Below are 14,872 nucleotides of genomic sequence, written 5' to 3' on the forward strand. Positions count from 1 at the left end.
GACGAACTCCACCCGCTCAACCGCCTGGTCCGGATAAATCCGTCCTGTCGCCTCGCGGCCCTCAAGGTGAAGTAGGCCCAGGGCGGCCCAGGTATAGAGGGTGGCCACACTGACCTGGGTTCTGGCTGAGAGTTCGGCGGTCTTCAGTGACATGCATTCCCCACAATCATTCGTCCTCACAGGGTCTCAAAAGAGTTGTTCGGCGCTCATCAGGTCGAGATATCAGGGACGACCTGGCTGGCCACTGAAGAGGCCACAGCCTGTCCTCTGCCGTTCCGGCGGCCGGCTCATCCGCCGCCGTGGGCAGCACCTGCACGTCACGGTACGGTAGAGACTGGTTGCGTCACGCGCACGAAGGTCTGATGGCCTTCGTGCCACACCTCGTCCCCCGCATGGTGGACCAGTAGTTTCTGCCCCTGAGCGAGTTGCACGACATAGGTTACGTCATGGCCCTTGAATTCGCGGGACAGGATGGTGACCGGGCACGCCTGCGGGTCCTCCGTGAACGCGAAGTGTTCCGGCCGGACACTGACTGTCACAGGACCCTCCACCTGAGCGTTCAGCAGTAGGCGGCCGAGTTGCGTCTGGGGGCTGCCGCTTGACGCGATACCAGAGAGCAGATTGCTGCGGCCCAGAAAAGTAGCCACGAACTCCGTATGCGGCTGGCTGTACACCGCTTCGGGCGTGCCGATCTGCTCTATCTGGCCCCCACGCATGACGGCGACCCGGTCGCTAAAAGCCAGGGCTTCTTCCTGGTCATGGGTCACCAGCACTGCCGTCGTGCCGCCGGCCCGGACTGTCGTCGACCTTCACCAGTGTGCTGCTTCCCTTTGGTCGTGGTTTCTGGTGTCACGTCGGGTTTCACAGCACGGATCACTTCTTTCCAGTGGGTACGTTCCCGAAGAATCCATTCGCGGACCATGCCACTCAAATTGCACAGCAGGTGCCAACGATCCGCCACTTGAAGGGCCTGCGGAGCGGCCTCGGTGACTGCGCGGCTGTATTCGCTGGCGCGATCTCTGGTGACGATTTCGATGCCTGGATGTGCCCGGTGCCAGTCCCGCAGCACCGCAGTGCTGCGATCTTTCAGGACATCAATCACCTGATGTCGCTCCAGGTCGACGAGTACGGTCCTACAGCTTTGCCCCTTCTGGATGGCCCAGTCATCAACCCCAAGCACCCGTGGGGTAGCAGGAGTGGGGTAGGTCCTCATCACGCGAGGAATGGCGTCTGGGCTGCCAGAATGTGAGCTTTGTGACAAAACGTGTCCGCTCGCTCCGTCCCCATGCCGAAACCCAGATGGGCCAGGAAGGTCTGGAGTCGAGCAGTCCTACGCGCAAAACGCGGAATGTCTGCACCTTGTGCTGAAAAGGTCTGGGCGGGGCATGTGGGGTTGAGACAGCGGAACCACGTCACTTGGATGGAAAGTCGTGTGTCCTGAGGGCCACAGGGAAAGTCGCGGGGATGGCGCCAATAATGCCCGTGAAGACGGCTGCTCGTCTGTCCGCACTGCGGACAGACCGCCTGATGAGCTCTGGTCTGAGCGGAGATGATCAACCCCGCAGACGTCAGGGAGACGGTGCTGAAGTGAAGGCCCGAGATGCGGCAAGCCGTGCGAAGGGCCGACATCCCACAGTGTGCGCCTCACCCTAGCCTGACCACACAGAACCTTTCGTAGCAGCTTCCTTAAAACACCCCCAGAGGTGCTGGCGCCTGTTATCAAGGCCTACCAAGTGCACAGAACCCCATGCTCATATGTGCTGACGTGCACAAAAGCTGCGCCAGGTCGTCCAGGATCGCCGCCCCATTTCTTCTGACAGGCCTCTCCAAGTATGGGATTCTGGTGAGTGGTCTGTACTGGTGGACCACTTCGTGTCTCTTGCCTTTGCATCTCTTTTGGCCCTCCTCGCCGCCTCTGAGCTGGCTCGTCCCTTCCTTCAAGGAGTTTGATTTTGTCTTTGCGATCTTTACGTGCCCTTCAACTTCCACTGGCGACCCTAACGGTCCTGCTCACAGTCAGTTGCAACTGGGGTGCCCCACCCTCTCCAATCGCTGCTTCACCCGCCCCCGTCCTCCCCGTCGCCCCCCGTCAGGCGGTCGCCGGGGGCCTCAATGCCACCTATGTGTTGCGGGCCGATCCACAATTCCGCTTCACTCGCCGCGAACCTGGTATCCACGCCACGGGCAACGCGACGCTCCCCTGGTCGCGTGCTGGCGGCTTTACTGCCACGTGGTCCGGTCAACTGCATGCCCCGACCAGTGAGCCCTACACGTTTTACGTCAAGGGTGACGGGCGCACGCAGGTCTACCTCAATAACGCCCCCCTGATCTCCGCCGGTCAGTCCAGCGGCACGCTCACCCTGTCGGCTGGCACCATGTATGACCTCCGCGTGGAGACCACACAGGATGATCTTCAGCCCCGCCTCACTCTGGAGTGGTCAACCCCCACTAAGACGAGGGCCGTTGTCCCTCCCAGCGCCTTGTTCACGCGCCCTCTCACAGCACAGACAGGGACCCTTCAAGCCAGCAGTGTCACCCTCGGGCAGAACCTTCTAGAGAACGGTGATTTCTCTGATCCTATGGGGTCAAGTACCTACGCTCCTAACTGGTCGGGCACATACAAGATTCAGGGGCCGGGTCGTGACGGCGCCGGGTCAGCGCTCCGCTTGACAGGGACGGCCGCTGCCTCAACGTATCTCTATGATCCTCTGGAGCAAGGGGCAACCTACGCCGTCACGGTGTGGGGCAAAGCCACGACAGCCTCGGCCTGCACCGTGAAGGTGCAATTGGGTACCACCACCGCGGCGGTCAACGAGACGTTGACCTTCACGTCCAGCACGTGGACTAAGCAGACCGTGACCGTGCAGCATCCCTTTACCACCAAGAACTTCAGCCTGTCGAGTGAAACGGCTGGGGGAGAGTGCTGGCTGGATGACGTGAGCGTAGTGGGCACCGCCGCGGCTCCCAATGTGCCGTCACCGCAGGTAAATCTGGTTCAAGAGGGCGACTTCGAGGGCACCTTAAGTGCCTGGCGTTCCAGTGACAACGGCGTGCTGCCGGTGGCCGTCCCAGGTCGCAGCGGCACAGGACAGGCGGGGTCAATCCAGGCGCTGTCAGAGGATGGCTGGAGCCAGGGCTTTAACCAAGTGATTCCGGCGAGTGCCCTGAAGCCAGAGACAGAGTACGTGCTGAAGGTCGCAGGGCGCGTAACGGCCACAGACGACGCTCTCAGCGCGCTCTGCTTTTTCCAGGGGACGAGCGCGGCCGCGACGCCTTGGTTTGATGCCTATGCGTCGTTTCCCTCGACGGCCGCTGGAATCTGGACGGATCAGGTGTTCCGATTTAAGACACCTGCACAGACTGCTGATCTGTACGTCAATCTGAACAAGATGCAGTTGGGGTTCATGCCGACGGAAGCGGCTTGCCAATTTGACGACATCCAACTAGGTGAAGTGGTGACAGGAGGCCCGCAAGAGCCTCAAGAACCAGGGGAGACCGACGAGCCGGAACCTGTCCGGGCTATCATAGATTCTTCTATTACACCACCGACCGTACTTGCTGGGGGCGAAGTACTGTTTAGCGGAGCTGGTTCAACGGGCGAGAACCTAACCTACACATGGGACTTCGGCGATGGAACGACTGAAATAGGTGACGCTGAGGCGACAGGAGACGTCTCTCATACATATACAACGCCTGGTTACTACACGACTAGGCTCAAGGTAACGAATCCACACAGTCCTGTACCCGTCATGTCAGAAATCAGAATCGCAGTTTTGCCTGAAGTGCACGACATGCTTAGCGCTCGGGCCATTGCTTTAGGTGAAGCGACAAGGCTTGATGTTCAGTATCCGTTGCCAGGACTTGAATATGAATGGACCCTGCCCGAGGGTCGGAAAATCATTTCTCCTAACGCGTCATATGAGTTTAAAAGCTTGGGCTTCCATGACATCTCTTTAACGATTTATGATAGAAGGGCGGGTGTTTTTGATGAGAATGGCCCTCCTATTTTGCTGCTAGAAGACGCCAAGGTGAATGTGCAGGCCCCCGAATATGATTTGGAAGTCGCTTTCTATGGCACAGAAGAATATTGTGAGCCCAGTGGCGGCGGAGAGGTAACTAAAGCGTCAATCAATTTTAGAGCTCAGAATGATATTAAGCCAGATAGTTACTGTTTTCATTACACGGATGAAGACCTCTCATATTTTTCCGGTACTGCCACCTCAACTTGGGAGAAAGATCAAGAACTCGCCTCCAGTTCTAACAGTGTTACCGTCGCTGAGTACTACTGGGAATTGCCAGACGGTACGAAGTTTCAAGGAGAAACTATACCTGCTCGGCGTGTATATGACGCAGTAAGGCAATCTGATATTCCTATCTTGACATTTAATATAAGAGATTCTTTAGGGCGAGTTTTCACGGAAGCTTTCCAAGCTGCCGCTCCGCATTATTACTGCCTTAAGGAGGATGTGCCAAGCTGTGTAGAGATTTTCACAAGCTCATTGACTCAAAAAGATGAGTATCACCCACTCCTCAGGGTGGATGTGCCAAATAAATATACAGATGTCGTACGTAATCCAACAGACGACTTCTACGAATACACAATCTACAGTGGATTATATTATTCCCCAAGTGCACACATATTGGTAAATGGAGTCAAAATCTCACTCTCAAGTCCTGGTTATGATTTAAGAACGGGCGGGCCTTTTGATCCTCAGGAGCCTGCAGATCAACATTTTGATGTGACCAAGTGCAGCGGCTATACGCACAAGAATCGAAATGTTCTATTTCTTAAAGCAGCGACTACCGATCCAATATATAATAATCCAGGTAGAATTGAAGCTGGATTGAAAAATGCTTTTAAGTCAGGAATTAATATATATAAATTCAGTAACTTGTTTGAAAAAGGATGCAATGAATATTCTGAACCCGATCCATACGGATATGCATCAGGCGGCAGGTCACAAATTAACTACAAATTCCTCCTACCTAAATATGAGGATATCAGTGTTCCTAAGTTAACATTGAATATTCTTCCAGACGAGCAAGCTCCTTCAGAAAAACGTCAATTATTTGTTGATAAAGAAGGACAGCTTATTGCTCAATTTAATGTTAGCGAGAGGGATATTACGTCGGATGGAAACATAGAGATTAAAATTCCCCTCTATGCAGTAGATGCGAACGGCAATCTGGATACTGGAGTCTACGGAAGCCCCTATCTCGCGCCTAATAATGAGAACCTACTGATGGAGGGCATCGTATTTAATAGAGGTATAGCTGAAGTCGAAACAATTATTAATATAGAAAGCCTGGGTAATGGCTCAATCGATCCATCTAGATTTACGAGATATGGTCTTGATGGAAATATAAGTGAAATCAGCTTCGGTAGCCAGTCTCCTAAAGATTTAAACAGCACCACACTGGCAATGTCTCATAAGACTGCATCTATCAATACGTTAAATAATACCGTTTTACTGCCTCAAAACCTTGCGGGAGAAACTCTTAATCGGATTTATCTGGGTGGATCGGCGAATGCACGACAGGCTATCGACAAATTTCTGAAAAATTACGATGGAAGTGTCACCAACATCGTCGTTGGATTGGCCCCCATTGTTGGAGATGGCTCCGATCTTCTCATGCAGGCATACTATGCCGCGAATCGGAAGAATGTCGATTATGTTATCGTCACTCTTGGGACAATTGGCCTCGTAATGGACGCGACCACTCTAGGCACACTTGACTTTACAGCCCCAATTAAAGCGCTTTACAAGTATGGCGGTACAACAGCCCGCGCTGTCGTCAAGGAGAGCGTAGATCGTTGGAGAACTCGCCCTATTCAAGAAAATTTCAATTCTATTAAAAATAACTATTCATTTATGATGGATGTTGCTTTAAATAAGGGAGATGTTAGAGTAGTCGGTAACGCGCTAGAGCTCGCCGTAGAAGGAAAAGGCACTCCTACTCAGGGTCTGCTGCATTTTACTTCCACCTATAATACATTCAAATCTGGGAATCTTTGGCCGAAGATCAAGGGAATTAATCAAAAGATTAAAGTAGCTAAGTATGGTATGTTTGCCCCTAAGATTTCTCAACGCATAGGGAAATGTGGCAGCAAATGCCTATCAAGTTTTGGTCAACTCGTAAATTTATATAAAGTCAATGGACGCAGTAATATACCAACTTTAAGAAATTTTGAGGAGAGTTTCTTCAATTGTTTGATAAGACCGCAGCAGATTACGCAACAATCCAATAACTCTAAACTTTGTCTAAAAAATATGGTCTTGAGCAAGGCCAAGTTTAACAAGAAGGACCTCTGGTATGGTACATATTCTAGAAAGGGTGACGTATACGACCTAGCCGAAGAATATGACGGTGCTGTTATGACAGATTTCATTGACGACTCTGAGGAAACGTTTTTAAATGAAGAAATTATTGAAGCCTCAAAAGCTCTTTTGGATTTTCATACTTCCCAAGGCCTTCTCGTCAATTTCTCTTTAACTGGTATACGAGATCTAAAAGAGGTTATCAACGGTACTGCGTCAACAATACCAGTAGTAACTAGAGCAGAGCTGTTGTATATTCGAGATAATTGGTCGACCATGGGAACTAAAGTCAAATGGTATCTTAATGGAAAAAATGTTGCGCCCCCATGGCAGTGGGCAGAACCTTGGGTAAAACCATGACCCACCAGGATGATCGCATTACTCTTATACAAATTTCTCGTGATGCACAGTTAAAATTTCTTAATTTTGAAGATGTAGTGCGGTTAGTTCTAATTTTGCACCAAGAGGAGGTTATTCTCGGAGAATGTAAATGGTCGGGCCTGAGGAGGGGGGTTAGAAATTTAGAGGCAAGTGCTCTAGGTTCTATTGCCACTTCAAATGGAGAATTCTTTAGATTGGTTGATCTTTTTGATCTTATATATGATGAAAACCTTGACACCAGAGTTGGTAGATCGACTATCGACATGTCACAAGATAAGAGTGTAATTAAAATTACAGCTCCGTTCGATGGGACCAAGAAGACCGTAAGGTTATTCGATACTAGAAATTTTATAGATGACCTTAAAATATTACTCAACATGTAGATTGTCCAACTCAACAATCCTCTATCATACGAATCATTACTCTGTTGATAAAACTCAGAATTAGATAATGCATTATGTTTATGCGGTCACTATTATGAATTCTCGGCATGTGCATCCACTCAATCAAAAATCTATTTCAGTGTAGGCGTACATCGTAGTTATTCATTACATGAACAGTGTTAATCTGGGGCGGCTCTTAGCCGCCCTTGGCTGTCATGACGGGGGTATTTTAGGAAAGCTGCTACGAAAGGTTCTTCCGCACTTTGTGTGGTCAGGCTAGGGTGAGGCACACACTGTGGGATATCGGCCCTTCGCACGGCTTACCGCATCTCAGGCCTTCACTTCAGCACCGTCTCCCTGACGTCTGCGGGGTTGGTCATCTCCGCTCAGACCAGAGCTCATCAGGCGGACTGTCCGCACTGCGGACAGACGAGCAGCCGTCTTCACGGGCATTATTGGCGCCATCCCCGCGACTTTCCATATGGCCCTCAGGACACACGACTTTCCATTCAAGTGACGCGGTTCCGCTGTCTCAACTCCACATGCCCCGCCCAGACCTTTTCAGCACAAGGTATCGAGATCAGCCTGATAGAACTCCCGGTACCGACCGGCCTGCGGCCGGTCGCCCCGCCAGACTTTCTGAATCTGCGACCGCTGGAAAGACCAGCTGGCTCTCATGCTGCGCCACGTAGCGGGCCAGAGGTATGGACAGGTCAAAGTGCAGGGCCAGCTCGGTGTCGCGGTCCTCTGGCCCGGTATTGAGGCGGGTGAGAGCATACAGCTCGGCGTCCTCACCGCCTTTCGCCATCAGGACGTCTTGGTGCTCTACGCTCGCGGTCTCGATGGGTGTGAACCCGTACGCCTCGTAGGTGTCACGGATCACCGAGAGGACGCGGTTAAAGACGAGCTGCTGGGCTGGAAGATACTCGGGAAAGCCGCTGAGGGCTCGGGGTTTGATCATAGGTGGGCCTCGTAGATCCTGCCCGGGGCGAACGGTGCAGGCGGGGATGCAAGACGTCGGCGCTCAGACGCAGCGCGCGGCTGTAGGTGCTCCCAGGATGTCGATGCACACGTTCCATAGCGCTCAGGATAGAGGCTGGTCAGCGCTCGACCACTAGCCAGATGACATACGCCACCTGCTGATCTGTGAGGGTGCAAAGGCGAGTTCACGTATTGCGGTACACCTGGAGCGCTTTCAAAGTCCACGAGCGGAGGGCTCACTGATGGCTCTACGCGCTGTTTAGTAGAGGTGGTACGGTGACGTCATGTCCCACCCGTCTGATGCTCAATCAATGTACGTCGTCATTGACGGCCTGGAGGGTGACATGGCGCGGGTTGAACAGCCGGACGGCACGGTGGAGGACTGGCCCGTGCACCGGTTGCCTCAAGGTGTTCGGGAAGGCGACGTTCTGCGGCTTGAGGTACGAGGTGGCCATTCGGTCTTACAGCGGGACCACGCCGAAACGCGCTGGCGCCGACAGGAAGCCCAGACTAAGCTGAACGCCCTGAATCAGACCAGCTCCGACGGCGAGGTCACGCTGTGAAAGGGCTTTTGACCTCTCTGCTCTTGGGACTGGGGACGGCAAGTGCTCAGGCGACACCGCCCGGCGCCTTGACCCTGCGCTTCTTAGATGTCGGTCAAGGAGATGCGGTCCTCATCACCAGTCCTGAAGGCAAGAGCCTGCTGTATGACGGCGGCCGCAGCGCTGCCCGCATGGCCACGCTGCTCACCCAGTACAGCGTCAAGAGCCTCGACCTCGTTGCGGCCAGCCACGGCGACGCCGACCACATCACGGGTCTGGTCACGGCGGTCCAGCGGTTCAAGCCCAAGTATTTCCTGAACAACGGCCTCGCCCCAACCACTCAGATCTGGCAGCAACTGGTGGGCGCTGTGCAGGCAGCCGGCACCCAGGGCCTTCTCGCCAAAGCCCAGGTGATCAATTTGGGCAGTGTCAAAGTCACCGTCTTGCCCCCTCCACCTGGCATGCCGAAGACTGAGCAGAACCTCAACAGTATCGGCCTGCTGGTGGAGTACGGCTCGTTTCGGGCCCTGATGACGGGCGACAGCGAGACCGCAGAAACGACAGGGTGGCTGAGGCAAGCTCCCGCGAGTGTCTTTGGCCCCATTGACGTGTACAAAAGCATCCATCATGGGGCGAAGAACGGGGACAACAGCCGCTGGCTGGCGGCTGTCCGACCCACGAACGTGGTGATTGGGGTGGGCCCGAACAACTATGGGCATCCGACCGCTGAGGCGCTCACTCTTTATAAAAAAGCGGGGGCCGCGATCTACCGCACGGACTTGAATGGCACAGTGACGGTGACCGTCCAACCAGGTGGCCAGTACACCCTGACGACCGAGAAAGGCACGGGGGTCAAGGGGACTGGCGCCGCCGTCACGTCCCCTGCTCAGCCGCCTGCACCGCCCTCCTCTCCAGTGCGCTACGCGAATTGCGCAGCAGTGCGGGCAGCAGGGAAAGCGCCCCTCCTCCGCGGCCAGCCGGGGTATTCCACAGCTCTCGACCGGGACGGCGATGGCCGGGCCTGCGAATAAAGCCGCCAGGCATCCGAACTCACTTTCTTGGGTGTCGATCTGTCTGTGGGCTGTGCCTGAGACTACCGAGGCCGTCAATAAACGACCGGCGTGCTGAGAGGGACCGGGCACACGCTGTAGGAAGACGGGGCCTGTCCTGCTAGAACAAGGGGAATGATCCTCGCTCTCGACTTGGAGTTCGACCAGCACGGCTTTCAGTGTGGCGCGCTGGTTGGAGGCGGAACCCAGGTCCTCTTCGAGCGCGAAAAACTTCCGGATATCGTTCATGTCCTGCGCAACGTGCCGCTCGTCGTCGGCCACAACATCCGCCGATTTGATCTGCCGCGCTTAGGCGAACTGGTCGGTGAACCGCTGAAGCTGGAAGAAGACCGGCTCATTGATACGCTTGAACTTGCCGCATTGGTCTGGCCGGGGCGACCCAGTCAGGCTCTGGAAAAACTGTACCGCGACACGCAAGTCGCCAATGATCCCGTGGCCGATTGCCTGGAGGCCATTCGAGTTTTGGACGATGCCAGGACGGACGCGGCTGTGCTCCCGCCGCTGGTCAAGCACTGGGCTCAGCGGCTGCTGCCTGACGGCGGCCTGCGCCGCGTGATTCCAGCAGGCACGGAGGACTGGGCGCCGCTGCGCGACCGCCTGGGTGAGCCTGCCGCCGAGGCCCTTAGGGTTCATCTGTCTGCCCTTCCTGAGGCGCAGATCAGCAATCTAGGCGCGCTGGTATTCCTCCATTGGTGCCTGCAACGTGACGACCCCAGTCACCGGCGACCTATCTGGGTGGAACTGACCTTCCCGAGTTTCTTGGCAGCGGAAGCGGCACTGGGTCCCATCAACACTTCGCGGGAGGCGCTCACGGCGGAACTTCAGGCCATCTACGGCCCAGAGTATGGGTTTCGGGCTGGGCAGTTCGAGATCGTGCAGGCTCTACTGGCCGGCGACTGTGTACCACTGGGCCTGCTGCCCACTGGGGGTGGCAAGAGCCTGACATTTCAGTTTCCAGGCCTCCTGCTCAGTCGCCTGCGCCGGGCGCTGACCGTCGTGGTCTGTCCTCTGACGGCCCTGATGGAGGACCAGGTGCTGAACCTACGGGTGCAGTTGCCCGGTTGGGCCGAGCGCGTCGCGTACCTGACAGGCAATCAAAGCCCAGATGAGCAGCGCGCAGTCCTTGATGGGGTCTGGGAAGGCCGAATTGACGTGCTGTACGTGAGTCCGGAGCGGCTCCGCAACCCTGGGATGCAGCGGCTGCTGCGTCACCGCCGCCCAGCCCTATGGGTGCTGGACGAGGCGCACACCTTCAGTCAGTGGGGAATGGACTTTCGCCCGGACTTTCTGAGAATCGCCCGGGCAATCCGCGAGATCCACGAGGGCGGCCCGGCACCCCTCTTGGGCCTGGTCACGGCGACCGCAACCACCCGCGTCAGCGACGACTTGGAGAAGAAACTGGTCGCAGCCCTGGGAGACGTGCTGAACCGACCGATGCGCCGGGTGCCGGACGACGTCGATTTTCAGTGGCGCGGGGAGATCAGCACCGAAGTCGTGCGCCTTCCTTTCAGCCAGCGCCTGGCGGCCATTCGGCAGCGGTTGCTGGAACGGCGCGGGCAGGGCGTGGCCATCGTCTACGTCCAGTCGCGCAAGTTGGCTGAGCTCTACGCCGAGGACCTCGGCGAACACCTCCGGGCAGCGGCCTTCCACGGCGGCCTGCCGCCCCGGCGCAAGGGCCAGACCCTGGAAGCGTTTAAAGCTGGAGACCTTGACGTGGTAGTGGCCACCAATGCGTTTGGGATGGGGATCGACCGCGCCGGAATTCACACGGTGCTCCACGCCGGACCGCCGAGTACTCCCGAAGCCTACCTGCAGGAGATTGGCCGCGTGGCCCGCAAGCCCGGTGAAACTGGGCACGCGGTGCTGTTCTGGGAAGAGCAGGACTTTCAGTTCGCCTTCGAATTCGAGAAGCAGTCCCGCGTCGGGAACAGCAAGAATTTGCGCGAGTGTTGGGGCATTGTGCGCGACCGGCTGAAAGAGGACCCTGTCCGGCGCTGGGTCTCCAGCTTCGAATTCGGCGCGGCCCTGCCACAGACCGATCCAGATGACCTGACCACCCAGGCGCGGGTCGCCCTGTACGCCCTGGAAGCGTATGACCTCGTCAAGGAAGGGGAATCTCAGCCGGCCCGGCTGAACCTGCGCCTGGAAGTAGGACAGGGTGAACTCGGCGAGGAGGGCCGGCGGCTGTGGGAGGTCCTGAAAAGGCAGGGGCTACGGCCAGGGGACGAGACGTCACTGGATCTCCGGGAAGCCGCGTTGCTGGCCGCCCTGCGGCCCAACAAGGTGGTCACAGGGGCGCGGCAGTTGGTGAAGGCTGGTTACGCGCGCTGGAGTTATGACCTCACCCTACGGGCCCGCAAGGGCACCCGAACCCGGCTGGACCGGGCCGGCACCAGCCTCCGCGCGCTGCTGGAGCAACTGGACGCCCATCCGGATGCCGACCTCTCGCAACTTCACGTACAGGCGATTCGCGAGGATCTCACCGCCCGGCGCCGGACAGCCCAGCTGGAATTGGCCCTCAAGACTCTCGCTGCCCTGGGGGTGGCCCGCTTCCGCATCGGGGGGGCACAGGCCAGTCTCGAACCGTATGCCGACGCACCGCCCCGGTCAGCTTGGACGACGTTCGCGCTGGCCCGCTTTGAGGTCTTGCAGGGCACCTGGGGCGTCCTAGAGCAGACCCTGAGCGAGACAGGCAGTGACACCTTGGTGGTGAATGCCGCCGATCTCGACGCGCAGCTACCGGATGTGCCGGGGGGCCTGAACGCCATGGAAAGCCTGCTGGCCCTCGAAACCCTGGGCATCGTTGATGTGGCCAGAGGCGATGAGATGCAGGGCCGCGTGTTCTACTTGGAGAAGGGGGACAAATACCAGGGCGGCAAGACACCGTCCTATCATCCAGCCGCGTTCCGGCCCCTGGAGCAGCATTACGCGGACCGCACGCGGCGACTGCATGCCATGCGCCTGATGGCGCTGGAGCTGGAAGAGGCGGCCCGGGTCGCCCTGATCCGGGACTACTTCACACTCACCCTGGAGGAATTCTGCCGCCAGCATTTCGCTGACCCAGACAGTGCGGCTGTGCCGCAACTGCCGGAGTATGCGCAGCGGATTTTGCAGGGCCTGAGCCCAGTCCAGCGGCAGGTGGTTGAAGACGAGCACAGCCGCGCGATCTTGGTGCTGGCTGGTCCGGGCAGTGGCAAGACCCGCACCGTGGTGCACCGCGTCGCGAACCTGATCGCGCTGAAGGGTGTTCCATCGGACCGGGTCCTTGTGCTCGCCTACAACAGGACGGCGGCAGCGGAAGTTCGGGACCGGCTCGCCACGCTGGTGGGTCCACTGGGCGTCCGGGTGGATGTGCTGACCTTCCATGGGCTGGCCCGCAAATTAACTGGCCTGAGCGACCGCGACGCGGTGGACGAGCAAGGTCAGCGCTTGTACGGAGACGCGGCACACGCCTGGCTGCTCCAGCAGGCCATCCTCCTACTGAAAGAGCAGGATCCGCCCTATCAGTACGTGCTGGTTGATGAGTATCAGGACGTGGACGCCCTTAAGTACGCCATGGTGACGCAGCTTGCGCGCTATCAGCCGAATGGAGGCGAGGACGAGGATCAGCCGGGTTACCTGGTGGCGGTGGGGGACGACGATCAGAACCTGTACGGCTTCCAGGGCGCGGATATCCGGTACATTCAGCAGTTTCAGCAGGACTATCAGATTGCGCCGGAGCAGGTGGTCGGCCTGGTCGAGAACTACCGCAGCGCCCGGCGGATTGTGGCGGCCGCCAACGCTTTCATTGACCTGTCGCTGCCCGCCGAGCACCGGCTGAAAACGGGGTTGCTCCAGGTTCGCGGGGTTCGGGATGAGGACGGGGTGGTGGCCTTCGGGCGGTATACGCAGCGTTTCTTTGCGGCGCAGGCCATCGCCCAGCGCACAGTGGACCTGACGGCCGCTGGCACACCTCTGCACGACATTGCGGTTCTCGCGCCCCGCTGGGATCTCCTTGAAGAGGTGGAACATGCCCTGCGGGAGATGGGCCTCCCCGTCCAGCGCTACGACTGTGATGATCAGCTGCGCCCAGCGAACAGCGCGCTCGGGCGTCATCTTCTGACTGGCCTGCGGCAGAACCTGACCGCGATGAGTGCAGATGCGAAGACCACGCTGAGTGAACTCAGCGCACCGTACAGTGTGGCCGACCGCGCCGCCGGGGCCCTGTGGGCGGCCGTTGAGGGATTGCGGGACGTGACCTACGAGACCATCGCGCTGAAACTGGAGGGGGCGCGGCCCCTGGCCGGCGGCCGGGTGGTGCTGAGCTCGTACCACTCGGCCAAAGGCAGCGAGTTTGATGTGGTTTTCGTCTTGGACGAGGGCGACCGCATGGATGAGGACGCCACGCGCGCCTTGTACGTGGCCCTGACCCGGCCGCGCAATGAGCTGTACCTGTTGCGGAATGTGCGTGCCTGTCATCCCACCTTCAAAGACAAGGCCTTCATGACTCGGCTGGCCGAGGGAGGGGTCGAGGCGTTCGAGGTTCCGCGGGACGGACCACTTCCCACACAGATCACCTTCACCTTGGACTTGGAGCCGGGGCAGCTCTACCTCAGTGCAAGGGAAGTGGTGAGCGGCCGTGGCCGTCAGGTGGTAGACCGCTATGCCCAGGAGTGGGGCCCCCTGACCGTGCAGGCGCGGCAGCAGAAGGATGGCCGCAGCTACTACACCTTCAGCAGTTCTCAGGGGGTGGTGGCGCGCACCCGAGCCTTCTGGCCAGCCACGGAGCAGGACCGGGTGCTGCGTCGCCTGCATCACTTGCTGCAAAGGGGGGCAGCCTGCCAGGCGAGGGGCGGAATGGTGATGCTGTGTGAGCGGGACGATGAGTTCTACCGAATTGCCCAGTACACCGGCGATGCCACTTCCCACTTTCTGGTACTCCCTTGCTTGGAACTTCAGCGGGAAGTGAGCTTATAGCGCCGCTGGAGACCAAGTTCGACCGTTGGTGTGGAGGGACGTGATGGACGTTGTGGCAGCATGAGACACTAAAGACGACGCTGGCCCTCTGGGGACTGGAGAGAAGGGGTTAGGGGGTAAAGGTATGGCCTGGCTCAACTGACGCCAGCGTGGCGAGGTCGAAGGTCCAATGCCGGGCCCATTCTGCCTTCGGTGGCTCATCCCCAGGCTGATGAAACCAGTCGAGATACAGGTGAGGG

9 protein-coding genes and 1 pseudogene are annotated in these 14,872 nt (G+C 57.7%); 6 read left to right on the forward strand and 4 right to left on the reverse strand.

The genetic code is table 11. The features are described from left to right. The 3 genes from K7W42_RS23380 to K7W42_RS21890 all read right to left on the reverse strand — a co-directional run. A partial coding sequence (locus K7W42_RS23380) for a MerR family transcriptional regulator (RefSeq protein ID WP_224577453.1) occupies positions 1 to 153 on the reverse strand: 153 nt, incomplete at its 3' end. A 164-nt stretch (positions 154 to 317) separates the two neighbouring features. Beyond that, the gene (locus tag K7W42_RS21885) at positions 318 to 767 is read right to left on the reverse strand and encodes a TOBE domain-containing protein (protein ID WP_224577433.1); all 450 of its coding nucleotides are present in this window, start codon (positions 765 to 767) and stop codon (positions 318 to 320) included. Further along, positions 764 to 1,213 (reverse strand): transposase, encoded by a 450-nt coding sequence (locus tag K7W42_RS21890; RefSeq protein ID WP_224577435.1) that lies wholly within the window; start codon positions 1,211 to 1,213, stop codon positions 764 to 766. Before K7W42_RS21890 ends, K7W42_RS21885 begins: the two co-directional genes overlap by 4 nt. Before the next feature lie 910 nt (positions 1,214 to 2,123). On the opposite strand from K7W42_RS21890, the gene K7W42_RS21900 reads away from it, so the two are divergent. The 3 genes and pseudogenes from K7W42_RS21900 to K7W42_RS23390 all read left to right on the forward strand — a co-directional run. Continuing rightward, on the forward strand, positions 2,124 to 6,680 hold the full coding sequence (locus K7W42_RS21900) for a PKD domain-containing protein (protein ID WP_224577439.1): 4,557 nt from the start codon (positions 2,124 to 2,126) through the stop codon (positions 6,678 to 6,680). Further along, complete coding sequence (locus K7W42_RS21905) at positions 6,677 to 7,084, forward strand: hypothetical protein (protein ID WP_224577441.1); 408 nt, start codon at positions 6,677 to 6,679, stop codon at positions 7,082 to 7,084. Before K7W42_RS21900 ends, K7W42_RS21905 begins: the two co-directional genes overlap by 4 nt. 372 nt (positions 7,085 to 7,456) lie before the next feature. Next, positions 7,457 to 7,606: pseudogene (locus K7W42_RS23390) on the forward strand (transposase family protein); the annotation flags it as partial. Positions 7,607 to 7,664: 58 nt separating this feature from the next. Here the strand turns inward: K7W42_RS23390 and K7W42_RS21915 are convergent. After that, the gene (locus K7W42_RS21915) at positions 7,665 to 8,045 is read right to left on the reverse strand and encodes an ATP phosphoribosyltransferase regulatory subunit (RefSeq protein WP_224577444.1); all 381 of its coding nucleotides are present in this window, start codon (positions 8,043 to 8,045) and stop codon (positions 7,665 to 7,667) included. Between the two features lie 304 nt (positions 8,046 to 8,349). On the opposite strand from K7W42_RS21915, the gene K7W42_RS21920 reads away from it, so the two are divergent. The 3 genes from K7W42_RS21920 to K7W42_RS21930 all read left to right on the forward strand — a co-directional run bounded on the left by K7W42_RS21920 (position 8,350) and on the right by K7W42_RS21930 (position 14,633). After that, positions 8,350 to 8,628 (forward strand): DUF3006 domain-containing protein, encoded by a 279-nt coding sequence (locus K7W42_RS21920; RefSeq protein ID WP_224577446.1) that lies wholly within the window; start codon positions 8,350 to 8,352, stop codon positions 8,626 to 8,628. Positions 8,629 to 8,636: 8 nt separating this feature from the next. Further along, positions 8,637 to 9,638 (forward strand): excalibur calcium-binding domain-containing protein, encoded by a 1,002-nt coding sequence (locus tag K7W42_RS21925; RefSeq protein ID WP_224577448.1) that lies wholly within the window; start codon positions 8,637 to 8,639, stop codon positions 9,636 to 9,638. A 153-nt stretch (positions 9,639 to 9,791) separates the two neighbouring features. Further along, entirely contained in the window at positions 9,792 to 14,633 is a 4,842-nt protein-coding gene (locus tag K7W42_RS21930) for a UvrD-helicase domain-containing protein (protein ID WP_224577450.1), read from the forward strand. Positions 14,634 to 14,872 lie beyond the last annotated feature (239 nt).

It is taken from the genome of Deinococcus betulae, from assembly GCF_020166395.1.
Lineage (GTDB): Bacteria > Deinococcota > Deinococci > Deinococcales > Deinococcaceae > Deinococcus > Deinococcus betulae.

Coding starts and splice junctions, on each gene's coding strand:
- K7W42_RS21890 (WP_224577435.1), bottom strand. CDS start 1,213: ATGAGGACCTACCCCACTCCTGCTACCCCACGGGTGCTTGGGGTTGAT.
- K7W42_RS21905 (WP_224577441.1), top strand. CDS start 6,677: ATGACCCACCAGGATGATCGCATTACTCTTATACAAATTTCTCGTGAT.
- K7W42_RS21915 (WP_224577444.1), bottom strand. CDS start 8,045: ATGATCAAACCCCGAGCCCTCAGCGGCTTTCCCGAGTATCTTCCAGCC.
- K7W42_RS21920 (WP_224577446.1), top strand. CDS start 8,350: ATGTCCCACCCGTCTGATGCTCAATCAATGTACGTCGTCATTGACGGC.
- K7W42_RS21930 (WP_224577450.1), top strand. CDS start 9,792: ATGATCCTCGCTCTCGACTTGGAGTTCGACCAGCACGGCTTTCAGTGT.